Genomic DNA, 16,634 nt, shown 5'->3' with positions numbered 1-16,634 from the left:
TCGTTGCACCTGACGCACCCTACAAGTTGATTTCAAGGTGACACTAGCATTCTGGACTGTCTTCGTTATATTCTGGGGGACTTAGGAGCCGGACTCTTCTCTTTTCCTGACGCTACAAGTTGATTCAACTTCAAATATTGCACCTATAGCGGTTCTCAAGCGTGGTGAGGTATGCCCACGGAAGCCTTGCCCTATGCCCTACGCGCTATGCCCTACGCGCTGTGCCCAATGGCCTGCGCGGGCCAATGGCCTGCGCGGGCCAATGGCCTGCGCGGGCTAATACCGGATAGGGCCTCATATGAGAGCACAGAAATGCTATATATCAATCAAAGTCTTTTTGTGGGTGGGGCGGGCCAATTCTCTGTTTGTACAAGCCGACAATCCGATCGATCACTTCGTCAGCAGTCAGATTGTCTGTTTGAATTTCCACAGCATCGGCAGCTTTTCGCAAAGGTGCAACCTCCCTGGTGCTGTCCATTTCGTCCCGCAGGGCGATGTCTTGTTCCAACTGCGCCAAACTGATATTAGCCCGATCGCTCTCTTTAAGTTGTAACAGTCGCCGGCGCGATCGCTCTTGTACCGAAGCCGTCAAAAAAATCTTCAACTCCGCATCGGGAAACACATTAGTGCCGATATCCCTGCCTTCTGCCACAATTCCGCCTTTTTTGCCACAGCGCCGCTGTTCCTCCACCAGAAACTGCCGCACGGCCGGAATCGCTGCCATTTCTGAGACGCGGGATGTCACTTCCAAACTGCGAATTGCTTCGGTTACGTCTTCCCCGTTAATCTTTAGTGTCAAAGCTCCGGGATCGAGGTTGTATTCTAAATAGCTGTAACTGACTAATTCGGCGATCGCGCATTCGTCAGAAATCGGCGTCCCCGTTTTCAAAGCCAGCCAAGTCAGCGCCCGATACATCGCCCCGGTATCCAGATAAAACAGCGAGAGAGCTTTTGCTGCTTGGCGAGTTACGGTGGATTTGCCAGCGCCCGCCGGGCCGTCGATCGCCACAATCGGCCGTCGGTTCAGCAGAATTATATTGTCAATCAACCGAGTAGAGCCTACTCTGGCTGCTACGGCTAAAAGTCCTGCTGTTTCCACAACCTGCAACGGTGCGAGAGTTTCGGGATCGACGAGTTCGGCGTATTCGAGCTTAACAGCAGGCTCTCTGGCGACTTCGGCGCGCGTGGCAGCAAGTGCGGCGGAGGCAGTGCGGTCGCCTGAAGCAAAAGTTTTTGAGGCTTGTTGCAGCGCGCGGTAGAGGGCGCAGGCTTGCTGTTTTTGCTCTGCTGTTAAATACTGATTGCGAGAACTCATCGCCAGTCCAGACTCTTCGCGGGCGATCGGGCAAGCAACAATCTCTACAGGCAAATTAAAATCAACAGCCAGTTGGCGGATAATTGCTAGCTGCTGAGCATCTTTCTGACCGAAATAAGCTTTTGTCGGCTGCACTAAACCCAAAAGTTTAGTCACAATTGTCGCGACACCCTGAAAATGACCGGGCCGAACTAGGCCGCACAATACTGATGTCATCGCCGGTGGCGGTACTACTTGAGTTAAGGATGAAAGCTGAATTTGTGTTTGGGCGGTTTTGTGTGTTTCTGCACGCGCGGCGAAGCTATCCCGTAGGGAATTGACCCCTGAGTTGCCGAACATTTCCGTTGCTGGGGGAGCAAAAATGGCATCAACCCCAGCTTCCGAACACAGCAATTGGTCTTGCTCCAAATTCCGGGGATAATCTTGAAAATCTTCTCTCGGCCCAAATTGCAGCGGGTTGACAAAAATGCTCACCACGACGATCGCATTTTCTTGTCTTGCTCGCTGGAGCAAGCTCAGATGTCCTCGGTGCAAAGCTCCCATCGTCGGAACTAAACCGACTGTCAAATGAGGTGCAGCAGATTTTTGTGAATTTAAGTAGCAGCGAAGTGCTGCAATCGCAGTAAACAGACGCACCGTTATTTTCTCCTGAAGGCCTTTGACAGAAGCCAGATTTGTTGACTCAGAATTTGTTTCATCTGATATCTTGCACCGATGTTAGCAACAAGTTCGCCCCCAAGAGAGCGCGATTTTGGCCGCGAGAGCCAGATATTAGTGTCGATCGGAGATCTGGCATCACTATACCTCTGGCATTCATAAAAAAGCTCGGTAAGTGGGAAACTGAGCGACTTCAGTCCTGAGAGGAAAACGGCTCGGCGGTTTCAACCGCCTTGAATCCCCTTTCGGGGTTAGAGGGGTATGGTTGCTCCTCTGTGGAGATATGGTTGTCTCCGAAAAATCCCTTTCGGGTGATGTTCGCTTGTCGGTCAATGTTATAAAGGTTTGTTAGGCTAGCAGCACTGTCGAGCGTGACTTTAAGACTGTTTAACTACTAGCGACAGAGCGGAAAACTAGCGTCGCATTCAAGGAGTGTCGTGACCTAAATAACGTAGTCAGTTAAGACTCAGGCCCGTCAGTATAGCTTGCTCAATTTCTCTGACAAGCTCAGTGGCTAAAGCCCTGAGTTACTGACTCACAAGTTATCTGAAATTATCTGCGTTGAGCCGCGTTGCATCTACCTGAAATCTGCGGTTGAAAGATCGAGGACTTGTGCAATCCAAGTCTATTCTCGATCGCCTTTTGATGAACGGACTCTCATGCGGGCTCCACAAGAAAATTAATTCTTTGTGCAGCAGGCCAGAAACCCTTTGCGAGGCAGAATGCTGCAATATCTGGCCTTTTACTGTACTGTCTTCCGTTTACTGTCCCACAGTTGTTGGCTGCTGCGGTTCCATTACTTCGATTTCCACTCTCGCCACACCGCTGCCGATCATTCCCAGGACGCTGGCGGCACCTGCGGACAAGTCAATCAGCCGATCGCCCACATAGGGGCCGCGGTCATTAATGCGGACGACTACGGTGCGGCCGTTGTCGAGATTTCGCACCATCACTCTAGTTCCGAAGGGCAAGTTGCGGTGGGCTGCGGTTAAATCATTTTGGTTGAAACGCTCGCCGCTGGCGCTGAGGTTGCCGTTAAAGCCCGGGCCGTACCAGGAAGCCCAGCCGTTGAGCCGCACTTGAACGGGGCCCACAGAGAGCAGGGGGCGTTCTGGTTGGGGTTGGCCTGCTACTGCTGCCAGGGGTGGAGCGTTCCCCAGCAGTCGGCGGAGGCGATTGGTTACTTGCAGCGCGTCTCGACTAAAGTCGCTGGTGGTGTCGGGGAGGATGGTTTCGGCGTTGATGTTTACCAAGTCCTCGCCGTTTGCCTGGATCAGGTAGCGGTCTCGTTCTTCCCACTTCACTGTAATGCTGTTGGGATCGATGTTGTTGCGGGCTAACTGGTTGAGTCTTGCTGCTAAGCTCGATGCCCGCGACACAGGATCTGCTTGGACGCTGATTGCGTTGCTGGCGATGTTTCCTACTTTGGGATTGTCTTTTTGGTCTGCTACTTTTAACTGACTGCGAGCATCGGCTTGGCTGTCGCCTGTTTCTCCGATTTTGGCATTTTTTTCCGGACTGGCGTTGAGAAAGGTGATGACTGGAATGTTTCGCACGTAGACTGTCGCTGCTTGTCGCCCGCCTAAGTCGTGGGACTGAATTTTGGCGATCGAGTCTCGGTTAATCTCAGCTCTTGCTTGATACTGATACTGTCCGACTTTTTGTGCTTCGACCCGCTTCGCGTTTAACTGCGGGGACGGTTGGGTGGCAATTGCTTGCTGGGACTGAGAGTTTTGCTTGACGGCATCTGTTGCTTGTGCGTGACAAGAAGAGGCCGTTCCTACGACAGGAACTAACAGGACAGCGAGTAGACCACCAACAAATTTTTCCTTCATACGTCCATTTTTGTGAAGAGCCATTGCCAAGCGAGATTGGAGGATTTGCCAAGATGCGATCGGGCGCTACAGATTTTTCTGTTTGCTTTTCGCGATTCCTCCTAGAGTCACAGCAGAGTATCGGGCTGCTTTGAGTGCTTTTATGCTTCTGACCCAAAAATTTTGGTCGAAACTTTCCCGATACTTGACAACTCATACTCGATCCGCAATTTGTGTTTTGGTAACGAACTGCAACAGACTACCACAAACTTTTGCGCTTGGGGATCGCTCACAGCACGAAATTTACCAAAAATCGAGGGATTTTTCACAAATTTATGTCTCAGATAATGCTTTGATTCCAGTGTTTGCAGAGGTTTTCGCAATTCCTGAAAAATTTACAAAACTTTACAAAAATTCACCGGATTTTATTGCTGTGTACTAGACCTCTCCCATAATTATTCTGGAAGAGGCTTTTCGAGCCTGTTCTAGACAGGCCTTTGGAGGAAGGGTCTAATGCTTAGCCTGAAAAAAGCTGTTTGTCCACTGTTAAGCGTTAACCGTTATGGGCATACACTAAAACTTAGAAATCGATTTGGCGGATTTATGGATTATCGAGAAGCAGGTGTGGATGTTGAGGCGGGCAGAGCTTTTGTCTCGCGCATCAAAAATACGGTCAAAAGCACCCACAGAGCGGGAGTTTTGGGCGGATTCGGCGGATTTAGCGGGTTTTTCAGCGTCCCGGAGGGTTTAAAAGAGCCGGTGATGGTTTCGGGCACTGACGGCGTTGGGACTAAGTTGAAGTTGGCCAGCGAGCTCGATCGCCACGACACGGTAGGTATCGACTTGGTGGCGATGTGCGTCAACGACGTGCTGACATCCGGGGCGGAACCCCTCTTTTTTCTCGATTATTTAGCCACGGGAAAGTTAAATTCTGAACAATTAGCTGCTGTGGTGACAGGGATTGCTGAGGGTTGCAAGCAAGCAGGCTGTGCTTTGCTCGGAGGTGAAACCGCAGAAATGCCCGGTTTTTATCAAGCGGGTGAGTACGATTTGGCTGGTTTTTGTGTGGGAATTGTCGAAAAAAGCAAGTTGCTTGATGGTTCGCAGGTGCGGGTGGGAGATGTGGCTGTGGGGCTCGCTAGTTCTGGCGTCCACAGCAACGGTTTTAGTTTGGTAAGGAAAATTGCGGGCGTGAGGGGTTTTGATTGGCATTCCCAACCCTCTGAGTTGGGCGGCCAAAGTTTGGGAGAGGTTCTTCTCACTCCGACTGCGATTTATGTTAAGCCTGTCCTCGCAGCCATTAACAGCGGTTTAAAAATTCACGGGATGGCTCACATTACTGGTGGCGGTTTGCCGGAAAATTTGCCCCGCTGTTTGGGCGCAAATCAATCTGTGAAAATTGACATTAATAGCTGGCCGAGTTTGCCGATTTTTGACTGGATTGCTGAAGCTGGGCAAGTTGCGATCGCAGATATGTTCAATACTTTTAATATGGGTGTTGGGTTTGTCCTGTTGGTCGATCGCGCCCAAGTCGCAGCCACCGTTCAATGGTTTGAGTCTCAGGAAATTGCTGCTTGGGCGATCGGCGAAGTTATTGACGGAAACGGGGAATTGGTAATCAACGCAGACTAATTTTAGTTGAAGAAATTAAAAAAAAACGCCTTTTTTTTTCGGCTTAATGCTTGACTTTGAGTAATCGATGAGGTATTATTAAATAATGGGAATGGTGAGATTTTTAAAATCCAAGTTAACACTCCCATTATTTAAAATATACCATAGAATTTCTGGAAAAGTCAATAGGTAATACCTCTTTTTTAAGCCGATTTTTTTCACAAAATTTTAGGAAAGTTGGTTTATTTTACAAGATAAATTTTTGTCCGATGGAGCGATCGCAGATTTCAGGCAGATGAACGCTGATTGACGCAAATAATTTTGAATCGATCGATCGCATCAATGCAATTGCAGTCTAATATCAATTCCGGTTGCACTCATACATGATGTTAACAGTCAACAGTGAATTTACTATTCCGATGAATAGAGGATTTGATATAATTTATCCAGCGGCTTAAAAACCAGTGCAAGTCCGCCTTAAATTGTGCAGAGACTTTGCTCGCTGGGCGAGAAACAAATAATCTCAAAATCCAGAAGCTTTCTGCTAGTTTTGATGAATTACATATTTAGCCTGTCCTACCGTAAATCAGCAACGCCACGAAAAATAAACTTTATCTGCTGAAAATTGCCACAGCTACGTGACAAATTTACTCGACAATTAAAATGGCTCAATGCTTGTGAATGTTGCCTTCATTTTTTCTCTCAAAAATTAGTATTGAAGGCTTGCTTAAACTCAAAATTCTAAGCTGTGTCAGTCTAAACTTAACGCAGCTTCGTCGCCAGCTTTAGACTCTGGGGAGGCTGTTCCTCGGGATCTACCTCCCCAGGCAGATCCGGGGAATGAGAAAAAATGCAATAAAATTTTAAAAATATTTATGTAGTTTTGTTACAATAGGCAAAACCTAATATTTTAAACCACACTGGATGACCTTTTTCAACGTCTCCGAACCCCTAATCCGCAGCAAACAGGAACATCTCGACGTACAAGACCGATCGGGCTTGTTGCAACTAAACTGGCAAATTGGAAATATTACTCTTTTCTCAGGATTTTATACCCGGATTGACCAAACTTTTCTGCTTTGGGGTTTGGTGACGGCGGGGATTTTTTTCACGGCTCAATTTGTGCCGCTTAGTTGGAGCTTTCAGGCGATTCTGTGGTCAACACTGACGATTATTGGCACTGCTGGGATGGCTGTGTTAACTTTGTTTTGGGTAAAAGTCGAGCGAGTTAGCTGGATTCTGTATTGTTGGGCGATGCTGATGATAACTGGTTTGGTGCTGACGGATTGCAGTATTTTTCTGGGTTGGGGTGGTTTGTTGCAGCACTTGTGCGATTTGTGGTTGGGGTTGAGCGCGATCGGCTATTTTTGTACTGGACTCGGTTTGCGATCGCGCACTTTTATCGCGATCGGATTAGCTCATCTATTTGCGATCGGAATATTGCCTTTTGTCGCACCTTGGCAATATCTAACCACAGGCATAATTATGGCCGGTTGTTTGCTGTTATTGTCTGAATTGCAGTGGGATATGCGATCGCCGATCGACAATACTTTGCTAAGCGAAGAACAGAAAGAATTTAACCGAATTCAACATCAACTACGACAACTAAGCGCCACAGTCAACAAATAGGTCAAAAACAAACCACTGACTTTTCTTCTACTTTTAGCAAAAGGTGCAGAAGACATAAACAATAATTATTGTGGGTAGGCATATATCTTGCCTTTGATTCGCTGTTCTGGCAAAGTCTAATAGCTGAAAAATGTAAAGTTTTTTGTACGATCGCTAACATTTTTCCAAAATCGTACAGAATAGAACAATACAGCATAAATAAACAACCAACTTTAGCCAGAACAGGTGTTTTGCTGTTTGACCTGTAAATCGCCAACCATAGGAGAACGGTGTCCGGGAAGCGACTGGCGAACAATGCTGTAACTGCGGCGATAAAAGCTAATTCTGGTTGACCTTCGTGGTTAAAACAAAAAAAGTGGTGCAGGGTTTTTACCGTTTCCCCTGCTTTGCAGTCTCCGAGGAGAGGCTAAACCCTCTACTAGAACAGTCTGAGGAGATTGGCACAGAATTTGACAATTGGTCAGGCGGATTTTTGAGTCAGCCTGTTTAATAAAATTTAGAAAATGCTCCCTTAGCAGCCTAGCAGGACTTACAATTAAATAAGTCCTGCTTTATCATATGTTCGCAGTCAGGACTTTAGTCTACCCTCTTGAATTTATACCATTTAGAAAAAATGTTGCAACAATAAAATTGTTGGGCGGAGTGAAACGAAGGGTTGTTTTGTTCGCCCAATGTGTAAGGTGCGTCGCTATTAGATTGTCACTCTTTTTGAGAAATTTTCGATGTATCCACACCCTACATATACTGTTACATTAATTTGGAAGATTGGTATTACTTGCTTACCTTTTTACCTGTTAATGTAGCGCGCGCGGCAGGGCACTTTACCTAACTATAATTATGCCACAATATACCGCAGCCCGCGCCGCCATCGACATGGCAACCCACAACTGGCTGGGTAAAAAAGCAGGCTTGCCGCATCACCTGCGGGTATCGATTCCGAGTTTGTTGAAAGTGGTTGAATTGTACGAATGGTGGCTGCTGCTGGTACTTTTTTTGGGGCAAAAGTGAGCGCGATCGCCCTTAACACCGAGCACTTAAATGAGGCAGATGCGCTGTTAGCAATAGCTGAAATTCAAGCAGAAACGGGATTATCTTGTACCTATCCGGTGCGGTTTGGTGCGGAGGTGTTGCTGGGGGCGATCGACAATCGATCTGCTACAATCAGTTACAACTAGCTAAGAGCTACAGAAAATTATGACACAAAGCATTCAAGCAAAAGCACTGACACTCGGTGATGTCAAGACAAAATTCAACTTCCAACTTGCTGAAGATGAACAATTTTTTCGGGAATGGATTGACGATTTACCAGAAATTACTGAGGAAGAAAAGCGATATTTAGACAAAGTAAATGTTGGGTATATTAACAGTGCCGAGTACCCCATGATAGAAGATACCGTAAAAGCTGAGTAACCCCAATCCTGATAGACCAACTTTTGGGCTTCTGACAAATGGCAGCAACTTCAGATTGATTAAATTGGTTAAATAAGACAATCCGCAGTACGCTTTATCTTATGAGTTCGTAATCGCGCCAAGGATTGTTACGAAGTGTTTCGCATTTTGAAGCGCGTCGCTGGTATAATTTTTATTAACACCTCTTCTACTTAAATAGATAATATGGAACTAGATTCTGAAAATAACAATAAATTCAGTAAAGCTCACTTTGATTTTAAGAATTTGCCCCAACTCACCAACCCTTGGCGACAGCTAAATCTGCAAGGAGTAGCTTTAGGTTTGATTCGCTTGCCGGCTGGCGAGGGCTACACCTTTACTCACAGCCACGCAGAACAAGAAGAAGTCTATATTGTAGTTGAAGGCAAGGGCTTGATGGTTGTAGATGGGGAACTATTGACACTTGAGGGCGGCGATATTGTGAGAGTTTCTCCTGCTGCAAAGAGAGCATTAAAAGCTGCTGAAAATACAGCTTTATTTGCGATCTGTACTGGAGGATTGGCCGCAGGTTATCCCAGGCAACCCAACGCGCGCTATCTGATAGATGATGGAATCCCCGATTATGACGATGTTCCGCCTTGGTATGAGGGAAATCCCGAAATTGCCGAGAGAAATGCACGGTTAAAAGAAAGGATGTTGAAAGCCCAAGCCAAACGAGAAAGCCAACAGGAATCATCATGAATGAAAGTCATTTTTCCTTACCCCCAAAATGCACAATCCGACCAGCGTTGAAACAAGATATCAAATCAATTAGAAGGTTGGTGTGGAGCGCTAAACTCGATCCTACTCAGTTGCGCTGGGAGCAATTCTGGGTCATCGAATGTGAGGGAAAGTTGGCTGCTTGCGGACAGTTGCGGAACTTTTCCGGCGCGCAAGAGTTGGGTAGTTTGGTGGTGGCGAAGGATTGGCGCGATCGCAGTTTGGGCACCTATCTCACACAATATTTAATTCAACAGGCTACGGAACCGCTATATTTAGAATGTTTGGGAAAGCGACTCGCAGCATTTTACAGTCGCTTTGGCTTTGTAGCAGTTTCTGTGCAAGATTTGCCACAGTCCCTGAAATTCAAGTTTGGTTTGTCTCAGTTAGCTAAATTTTTATTCAGAATTCCTGTAACTATTATGCAGTATCGAGAAGGTTCTTGATAATTAGGACTTTTATGAATTTAAGATGCTGAATTTATGAATTGATTTTAAGTTCGATTTGTTGAATAATTGCGATTACAGCCTCGGTTCGTAGTGATGACTTTAGTGCTCATCATCAGACGAGAGAGGACTGAAGTCCGAACGATCGAACTTAAAATCGGTTCGCAGCATCGCACTTCAGTCCCGATCAGATGAAAGGGGGCTGAAATCCGAACGATCGCACCTATGAGTCACGGGCTAGATATGTACGGATGTTCCGGATTGGCCGATCGACATTGCGTAAACTTAGAATTCACCGCCTGCGGTAGTCCACTTTGCTAAATTGGCACAGCCACCAGCCAGAGAATCAGCCTCAAACCATTGATTAATCGTTGTTTTACCGTTGCTTACTGTCCTGTGCCAGTACCAGAGACGGAAAGTGTCAGATCGATCGCACCACATACCTTCGACTTTTTATAAATTAGTAAGTGTAAAGCAAGCGAGTCACAACCGATTCAAAAAATCCTCAAATCCAAAAACAAAACATCTTCACAGCAGTAGTAATGCGGAATCAGCCAAGCGCTAATGTAGCTAACAACATCTACCAGTGAGACAAATCCCAGCAACTAAGCGACAGCTAAATCCTTAATTCAATACCTTGGAATTACTCAATTTAGACTCCCCGCAACCGTCGCTCAAATCCCCCAAAAAAATCAAAAGATTTTTATTTTTGATCCGGATGAAAGCACCCCAGACAAGAACAATGAAATATCTGGGCAATTAATCAATCTTAACCAGGAAATGCAGCCTCTCAAATAGCAGAAACAGACAATTACACATCCATATATTTTAACACAACCGGAGTAAATATCATGTTCAACGTATTAAAAGCTTTCGGCTCAATCTTTTCTACTCAAGGATACAACACCGCCAACAATATGTTAATCAAAAATTACGTCAACACCAATTTTCACTACTTCAACGAAGAAGCCGTGGTCGATGAATCGATTTACCCGAACCAAACAGGTCGCGTCCGCTTTCAAGGTAGCTGGTGGCCCGCACGGTGCGATCGCCAAATCACCCTCACACCGGGAGACACCGTTTATGTCATCGGCGTTGACAGCATCACTCTGTTAGTTTCCCTCGCTCCCGCCGACTAAATCACAGCATCGAAAATCAGGAAATGCAGCCTTTTAAATAGCAGAAACAGCATCTAAAAATTTCCTATATTTTAACACAAAAGGAGTTCGTAAAATGTTCAATTTAGCAAAAGCTTTCGGTTCTATTTTTTCTGTCCACACCTACAGCACAGCAAATAATATGTTAATCGACAACTACATCAATACCAACTTTCACTACTTCAACGAAGAAGCAATCGTCGATGAATCGATTTATCCGAATCAAACAGGTCGCGTCCGCTTTCAAGGTAGCTGGTGGCCCGCACGTTGCGATCGCCAAATCACGCTCACACCGGGAGACACCGTTTATGTCATCGGCGTTGACAACATCACCCTATTAGTTTCCCTCACTCCCGCAGACTAAATCACAACTCGATTCAAACGACCTAACTTTTTACACCTCACATGACTTTGGCAGGGTTTATGCAAATAAACCCTGCCTTTTTTATGCTTAAATAAGTTGAGATACATACTAGCCCTATTTAAACCAGTGAACTTTCAATCAATCATTGCAACTTTAAATCAATTCTGGAGCGATCGCGGTTGCCTGATCGCCCAATCCTACGACACAGAAAAAGGTGCAGGAACCATGAATCCCCACACCTTCCTCAGAGCAATTGGCCCCGAACCTTGGTCAGTCGCCTATGTCGAACCCTGTCGCCGCCCCACCGACGGACGCTACGGCGAAAATCCCAATCGCTTCCAACATTACTATCAATATCAAGTCCTGATTAAACCATCTCCTCCCAACATTCAAGAAGTTTATTTAGACTCCCTGAGAGCATTAGGAATTCGCCCCGAAGACCACGACATTCGCTTTGTAGAAGACAACTGGGAATCGCCTACCCTCGGAGCTTGGGGTGTGGGCTGGGAAGTCTGGCTCGACGGCATGGAAATTACTCAATTTACCTATTTTCAACAGTGCGGTAGCATAGATTGTCGCCCGGTATCTATTGAAATTACCTACGGACTAGAACGTCTCGCAATGTATCTCCAAGAAGTTGATGCCATGACCAAAATTCAGTGGAAAGATGGCGTAACTTACGGCGACGTTCACCTGCAAGGAGAAATAGAACAGTGTACTTATAACTTTGAAGATTCCAATCCTGAATTGCTGTTTACTTTGTTTGGATTGTACGAGCAAGAAGCCGAACAACTGACAAAAAAAGGATTGGTTTTGCCCAGTCTTGATTATGTGTTAAAATGTTCTCACACTTTCAATTTACTCGATGCTAGAGGCGTGATTTCGGTAACGGAAAGAACTCGCTACATTACCAAAATTAGGAATTTGGCGCGACGGGTGGCTCAGCTTTATTTGGAACAGCGCGAACAGTTGGGTTTTCCATTGGAAAAAACAGTAAAAGTTTGAGAATGAAGAGCGGCAATACAAGGATGCGGACACGGATACACGGATAAATTTATTAGATTTCCGACTTCTTAAAGAAGTTGGAAATCTGGCTATTATTTTTCCGATCTTCTTCCTGATTCTGACTTCGTGTGGGAGCCTCTCATATTTGTAAAAAGACTTCTTTTGACTGCTTCTTTCTTCCTCTTTCCTCCTGTCTCCTACCTCCGACCTCCAATTTTTATCTGGGCTGCTTTCATTGAGATGCTCCCCCTCGTGTCCTTTGCGTCTTCGCGGTTCAATAAGACTAATTATTCCCTATTTTAAATAAATTAAATGCTTAATTATTCAGAAAATAATACAGAAACAATTCCTCAATTGCGCGTTGATGATGTAAGTTTGAAAACACCGATCGCCTCTAGCTACTTATTAAACAATATCTCGTTTGATGTGCACTCTGGCGATCGCGTCGCAATTGTCGGCCCTTCGGGGGCTGGGAAAACTACGCTGTTGCGGTTGTTAAACCGACTCAGCAGCCCCACCAGCGGCTCGATTTATCTGGAAAATCGGGATTACCGACAAATACCTGCGATCGAACTCCGCAGACAAATCACCCTAATCCTGCAAGAATCCAAGCTTTTGGGGATGTCGGTGCGAGAAGCTTTGGCTTATCCTTTGAAGCTGCGGGGCGTTGCTGCATCAAACATTGCTGAGAGAATTAGCGGGGCGATCGCACAATTACACATACCCCAAGAATGGCTCGATCGCACCGAATTGCAGCTTTCCACAGGCCAAAAACAGTTAGTGACGATCGCCCGCGGCATCATTTTGGAACCCAAAATCTTGCTTTTAGACGAACCAACATCCGCCCTAGACGCAGGAAAAGCCGCCCACATTTTGCAAGTATTGACACAGCTAACTAACAATCAAACCACAATTTTAATGGTCAATCACCAATTAGAATTAGCCGAACAGTTTAGCACGCGAGTCCTGCATTTACAGCGCGGAAAACTCCTCGAATATTCCGCATCTCATCAAATAAATTGGGTGCAACTGCGGCAAAATTTAATCCAAGCAGAAGCAGAAGCAGAACAAGAATGGTGAACATTTGTAGGGTGCGCCGAAGCGCTACAGAATCAATGAGCGCCCCCTCCACCACCAGCACCCGGTTTCACCTTTTTAAAACCCAAAATAGCAATCCCACTTAACAACAAAGCAATTCCCACAAAGTAAAAACAATCATTAAAAGCCATGACATAAGCTTCCCGACGAACCAGACCATCAATTGCCTGAATTGCTTGGTTATGCGCCACACTTGCATCAGCACCGCGACTCACAAAATACTGAGTCATTTGATTCATTCTCTCCTGCGTTGCCTGATTGTACAAAGAAACAGATTCCCCTAATCGATTCGAGTGAAATTGCTCGCGCATCGTCACCAAAGTTCCTAGGGCCGCAATCCCCATCGAACCTCCCAGATTTCGCATCATATTAAACAAACCCGAAGCAGAACCAGCCTCGTGTTTTGCCATACCAGCCGTGGCAATACTTGACAGCGGCACCATAATCAAAGGCTGTCCCATTGCTCGCACTAATTGCGACCAACGCAACTGATCGATGCCCGTCTCGTGAGTCATGCTGGCATTCATAAAACAACTCACCGCAAACAAACTCACACCGATGCCAATCATCAGCCGCGTATCTATTCGCTGCATCAATTTCGGCACCATCGGCACGAGGAATAACTGCGGCACGCCGCCCCACATAATCACCTCGCCAATTTGCATGGCATTATACTGCTGAATCTGACCTAAATACAGGGGCAAAATGAACACCGAACCGTACAATCCCACCCCCAAAGAAACATTCACAACAGTTGCTAAAGCGAAATTGCGGCGAGTCAATAATCGTAGGTTAATAAACGGTTTTTTTCTAGTTAGTTCAATCCAGAAAAAAGCGCTGAGAAATATGGCAGAAACTATGCTTAAACGCAAAACCAAATCAGAACTAAACCAGTCTTTGCGACTGCCTTCTTCTAACACAACTTGCAGGGAACCCAGGCCGATCGCCATTGAGGTAATTCCCCACCAGTCGCCCCCTTTTAGCAGTTCGAGCCGCATCGGCGTCGGGACGACGGCATACCACACACCTGCTAGCAGCAGCAGCCCCGGAACCAAATTTAAATAAAAGACATATTGCCAGCCGTAATTCTCCGTCAGCCAACCTCCCAATGTCGGCCCGATGGATGGTGCAAAAGTAGCTGTGAGTGCAAACATCGCCATGCCGACTGGTTGCTTTTTGGGCGGTAAATTTGTCAGCAAAAACGTAAAAGCCATCGGAATTAAAATGCCGCCCGTAAACCCCTGCAAAGCTCGAAAAACAATCATTGAATTCAAATCCCACGCCCAAGCGCAGCACATAGAAAAGAATACAAAGAAAGCGGCATTTACCAAAATGTAGCGGCGGACAGAAAACACCTGCGATAGCCAACCAGTCAGCGGAATTACTACAATTTCTGCGACTAGATAAGAGGTAGAAATCCAAGATCCTTCTTCTAAAGTTGCGCCTAAAGCTGCTTGGATATCTTTCAGAGAAGCGTTGGTGATTTGGATGTCCAAAACCGCCATGAAAGCGCCGATCATTGTTGCCATGACGCCGATCCAGGTTTTTAAGGGAACGTGATCGTCGCTTTGCTGTTGGGGAATTGCACTGGTATTTGCCATTGGTTTAACCTCTGGTTGCGTATTTAATTTGGATTTTTTTACCGCAGAGGGCGCAGAGGGCGCTGAGAAAGAGATGGGAAGAGGGAAGGATAGAAGTTTACAGGTTGTTTAGGAAATTAAACCCATTTTTTGATAAATTGGTCGGACTAAGTGTTTTAAAGCGGGCAACTGTTTGCTGAAAACTACTGCTGCTAAAATACAAATTATACCGCCAAGTATGACTGTGTTGGGAGAGCCGATATAATTGGCCAATCCGCCGGCTACTAAATTGCCAAATGGTGTGACTCCAAAAAATGCCATTGTGTAGATGCTCATCACTCTGCCGCGTTTGTCGTCTTCTACAATTGTTTGCAAGAATGTGTTTCCTGCTGCAAATTGGATGATGAAACCCCACCCCACGAATAACATCATGATTAATGACAGCCACAAGACTCGGGATAAACCAAAACCGATCAGTCCGAATCCCATGACGGCGGGGGAAATAGCAATTAATTTGCCGAGACCGACGACACTTTTTCGTCCAATTAAATAAATCGCGCCTGAAAATGCTCCGACTCCAGAAGCTGCCATCAAAAAGCCGAGGGTTTCTGCGTCGCCGTGGAGTATTTTTGTGGCAAAAATTGGGACTAATATTGTGTGTGACATTCCGGCGAAGCTGACTAATGATAATAAGATGAGAATTGCTCTAATCGGCGGAAAGCCGAAGGCGTAAACAAATCCTTCTTTTAATCTTTGTAAGGGTTTTGTATTAGTTGCGGCAATTTGGCGCGGCTTGATTTTCATCGCTAATAAGCCTGCAATTACGGCGATGTAGCTGAGTCCGTCAATCAGGAAACAATAACTAGAGCCGATTGTCGCTATCAGCAAACCTGCAATTGCCGGCCCGATCAATCTGGCTCCGTTGAACATGGAAGCGTTGAGGGCGATCGCATTTGCTAAGTCTTCTTTTTTGTCTACGATTTCGGGCACGAAAGCTTGTCGTGCTGGTGCGTCAAACGCATTAATTGCCCCTTGAAAGAAACTCAATACTAGAATTTGCCAGATGTTCACGACTCCTGTTAGCGCTAAAAATGCTAGAGCTAAGGATTGAACCATTGCTAATACTTGAGTGGCAATTATGACTCTGTGCCGGTTCCAGCGATCGATGAAAACTCCTGCAAAAGGCAATAAAATTAATGTGGGAATTTGACTGGTAAATCCCACTACGCCCAGCATCCAAGGTGAATCGCTCAAATGGTATACAAGCCAAATAGTAGCGACTTGGGTCATCCAATTGCCAATGAGTGAGATGCCTTGTCCTGCAAAAAACAGGCGATAATTTCGAGATTTGAGGGCCGGAGGAAGTTTTATGGATTTGATTTTTGCTTGTAGATTCATGTATCAGTAGGGATCGAGCAATCCTATTTGATTGGTAAATATTTTGTAGCTAGCGCCTCTGGGCTATTGATTTCCACAATCGCCTAAAAACCTTTGTATTTATTGTTTATAGCGGAGTCTCCCTCCGCCTCGCATCCCCCAATCGAATGGGGAATTTAACTGTGTTGTTGACTCCTTCTTAAGGTATAGAGGATGCTCGTTGATTTGGGAGTCCGATCGCCCAAAAATAATACTTTTGACGTATTTGTGGACATTTGAGTATTCAGGATTTATGCGCTCCGATCGCAGAAACCGGGTTTTTTGGGGAATTTGCGGGCTGTTACCGCGTATTTTTCGACAAAAAGCCCGGTTTCTGGGCGATCGCGGGTTGCTCAGAAACCGGGTTTTTTGGGGAATTTGCGGGCTGTTACCG

The 16,634-nt window shown here is 45.9% G+C and carries 15 protein-coding genes; 11 read left to right on the top strand and 4 right to left on the bottom strand.

Annotation, left to right across the window (positions count from 1 at the left end; translation table 11 throughout):
- Window positions 1–322: 322 nt before the first annotated feature.
- Both QUA01_RS08565 and QUA01_RS08560 read right to left on the bottom strand, forming a co-directional pair.
- Entirely contained in the window at window positions 323–1,951 is a 1,629-nt protein-coding gene (locus QUA01_RS08565; protein WP_333089158.1) for a bifunctional pantoate--beta-alanine ligase/(d)CMP kinase, read from the bottom strand.
- 782 nt (window positions 1,952–2,733) lie between these two features.
- Window positions 2,734–3,807, bottom strand: coding sequence for a septal ring lytic transglycosylase RlpA family protein (locus QUA01_RS08560; protein WP_333089155.1), 1,074 nt, complete (start codon window positions 3,805–3,807; stop codon window positions 2,734–2,736).
- Between the two features lie 582 nt (window positions 3,808–4,389).
- Between QUA01_RS08560 and purM the strand changes: the two genes are divergently transcribed.
- The 11 genes from purM (at window position 4,390) to QUA01_RS08505 (ending at window position 13,226) form a co-directional block, all read left to right on the top strand.
- The gene (gene purM, locus QUA01_RS08555; RefSeq protein ID WP_333089153.1) at window positions 4,390–5,418 is read left to right on the top strand and encodes a phosphoribosylformylglycinamidine cyclo-ligase; all 1,029 of its coding nucleotides are present in this window, start codon (window positions 4,390–4,392) and stop codon (window positions 5,416–5,418) included.
- 903 nt (window positions 5,419–6,321) lie between these two features.
- Window positions 6,322–7,026: a hypothetical protein gene (locus tag QUA01_RS08550; protein WP_333089151.1), complete on the top strand. Its 705-nt coding sequence runs from the start codon at window positions 6,322–6,324 to the stop codon at window positions 7,024–7,026.
- A gap of 837 nt (window positions 7,027–7,863) precedes the next feature.
- Entirely contained in the window at window positions 7,864–8,034 is a 171-nt protein-coding gene (locus QUA01_RS08545) for a hypothetical protein (protein ID WP_333089149.1), read from the top strand.
- Window positions 7,995–8,201: a DUF1611 domain-containing protein gene (locus QUA01_RS08540; RefSeq protein ID WP_333089146.1), complete on the top strand. Its 207-nt coding sequence runs from the start codon at window positions 7,995–7,997 to the stop codon at window positions 8,199–8,201. The genes QUA01_RS08545 and QUA01_RS08540 overlap by 40 nt, the downstream gene beginning before the upstream one ends.
- A gap of 19 nt (window positions 8,202–8,220) precedes the next feature.
- Window positions 8,221–8,436: a hypothetical protein gene (locus QUA01_RS08535; RefSeq protein WP_333089145.1), complete on the top strand. Its 216-nt coding sequence runs from the start codon at window positions 8,221–8,223 to the stop codon at window positions 8,434–8,436.
- Between the two features lie 204 nt (window positions 8,437–8,640).
- The gene (locus tag QUA01_RS08530; protein WP_333089144.1) at window positions 8,641–9,156 is read left to right on the top strand and encodes a cupin domain-containing protein; all 516 of its coding nucleotides are present in this window, start codon (window positions 8,641–8,643) and stop codon (window positions 9,154–9,156) included.
- Window positions 9,153–9,620: a GNAT family N-acetyltransferase gene (locus tag QUA01_RS08525; protein WP_333089141.1), complete on the top strand. Its 468-nt coding sequence runs from the start codon at window positions 9,153–9,155 to the stop codon at window positions 9,618–9,620. The genes QUA01_RS08530 and QUA01_RS08525 overlap by 4 nt, the downstream gene beginning before the upstream one ends.
- Before the next feature lie 851 nt (window positions 9,621–10,471).
- Complete coding sequence (locus tag QUA01_RS08520) at window positions 10,472–10,759, top strand: NfeD family protein (RefSeq protein WP_194067885.1); 288 nt, start codon at window positions 10,472–10,474, stop codon at window positions 10,757–10,759.
- A 94-nt stretch (window positions 10,760–10,853) separates the two neighbouring features.
- On the top strand, window positions 10,854–11,141 hold the full coding sequence (locus QUA01_RS08515) for an NfeD family protein (RefSeq protein WP_194067886.1): 288 nt from the start codon (window positions 10,854–10,856) through the stop codon (window positions 11,139–11,141).
- Window positions 11,142–11,267: 126 nt separating this feature from the next.
- The gene (gene glyQ / locus QUA01_RS08510) at window positions 11,268–12,146 is read left to right on the top strand and encodes a glycine--tRNA ligase subunit alpha (protein WP_333089136.1); all 879 of its coding nucleotides are present in this window, start codon (window positions 11,268–11,270) and stop codon (window positions 12,144–12,146) included.
- A 312-nt stretch (window positions 12,147–12,458) separates the two neighbouring features.
- Window positions 12,459–13,226, top strand: a complete 768-nt coding sequence (locus QUA01_RS08505; RefSeq protein ID WP_333089135.1) for an ABC transporter ATP-binding protein — start codon at window positions 12,459–12,461, stop codon at window positions 13,224–13,226.
- 32 nt (window positions 13,227–13,258) lie between these two features.
- Here the strand turns inward: QUA01_RS08505 and QUA01_RS08500 are convergent, their stop codons facing one another.
- Both QUA01_RS08500 and QUA01_RS08495 read right to left on the bottom strand, forming a co-directional pair.
- Window positions 13,259–14,845: an MDR family MFS transporter gene (locus tag QUA01_RS08500; protein WP_333089133.1), complete on the bottom strand. Its 1,587-nt coding sequence runs from the start codon at window positions 14,843–14,845 to the stop codon at window positions 13,259–13,261.
- Window positions 14,846–14,953: 108 nt separating this feature from the next.
- A complete protein-coding gene (locus QUA01_RS08495; RefSeq protein WP_333089132.1) occupies window positions 14,954–16,222 on the bottom strand; it encodes an MFS transporter in 1,269 nt (422 codons plus the stop codon).
- Window positions 16,223–16,634: the final 412 nt, after the last annotated feature.

This window comes from Microcoleus sp. S36a_B3 (assembly GCF_036700745.1).
Classification (GTDB): Bacteria; Cyanobacteriota; Cyanobacteriia; order Cyanobacteriales; family Microcoleaceae; genus Microcoleus.
This window is presented reverse-complemented; position numbering and strand designations above follow the sequence as displayed.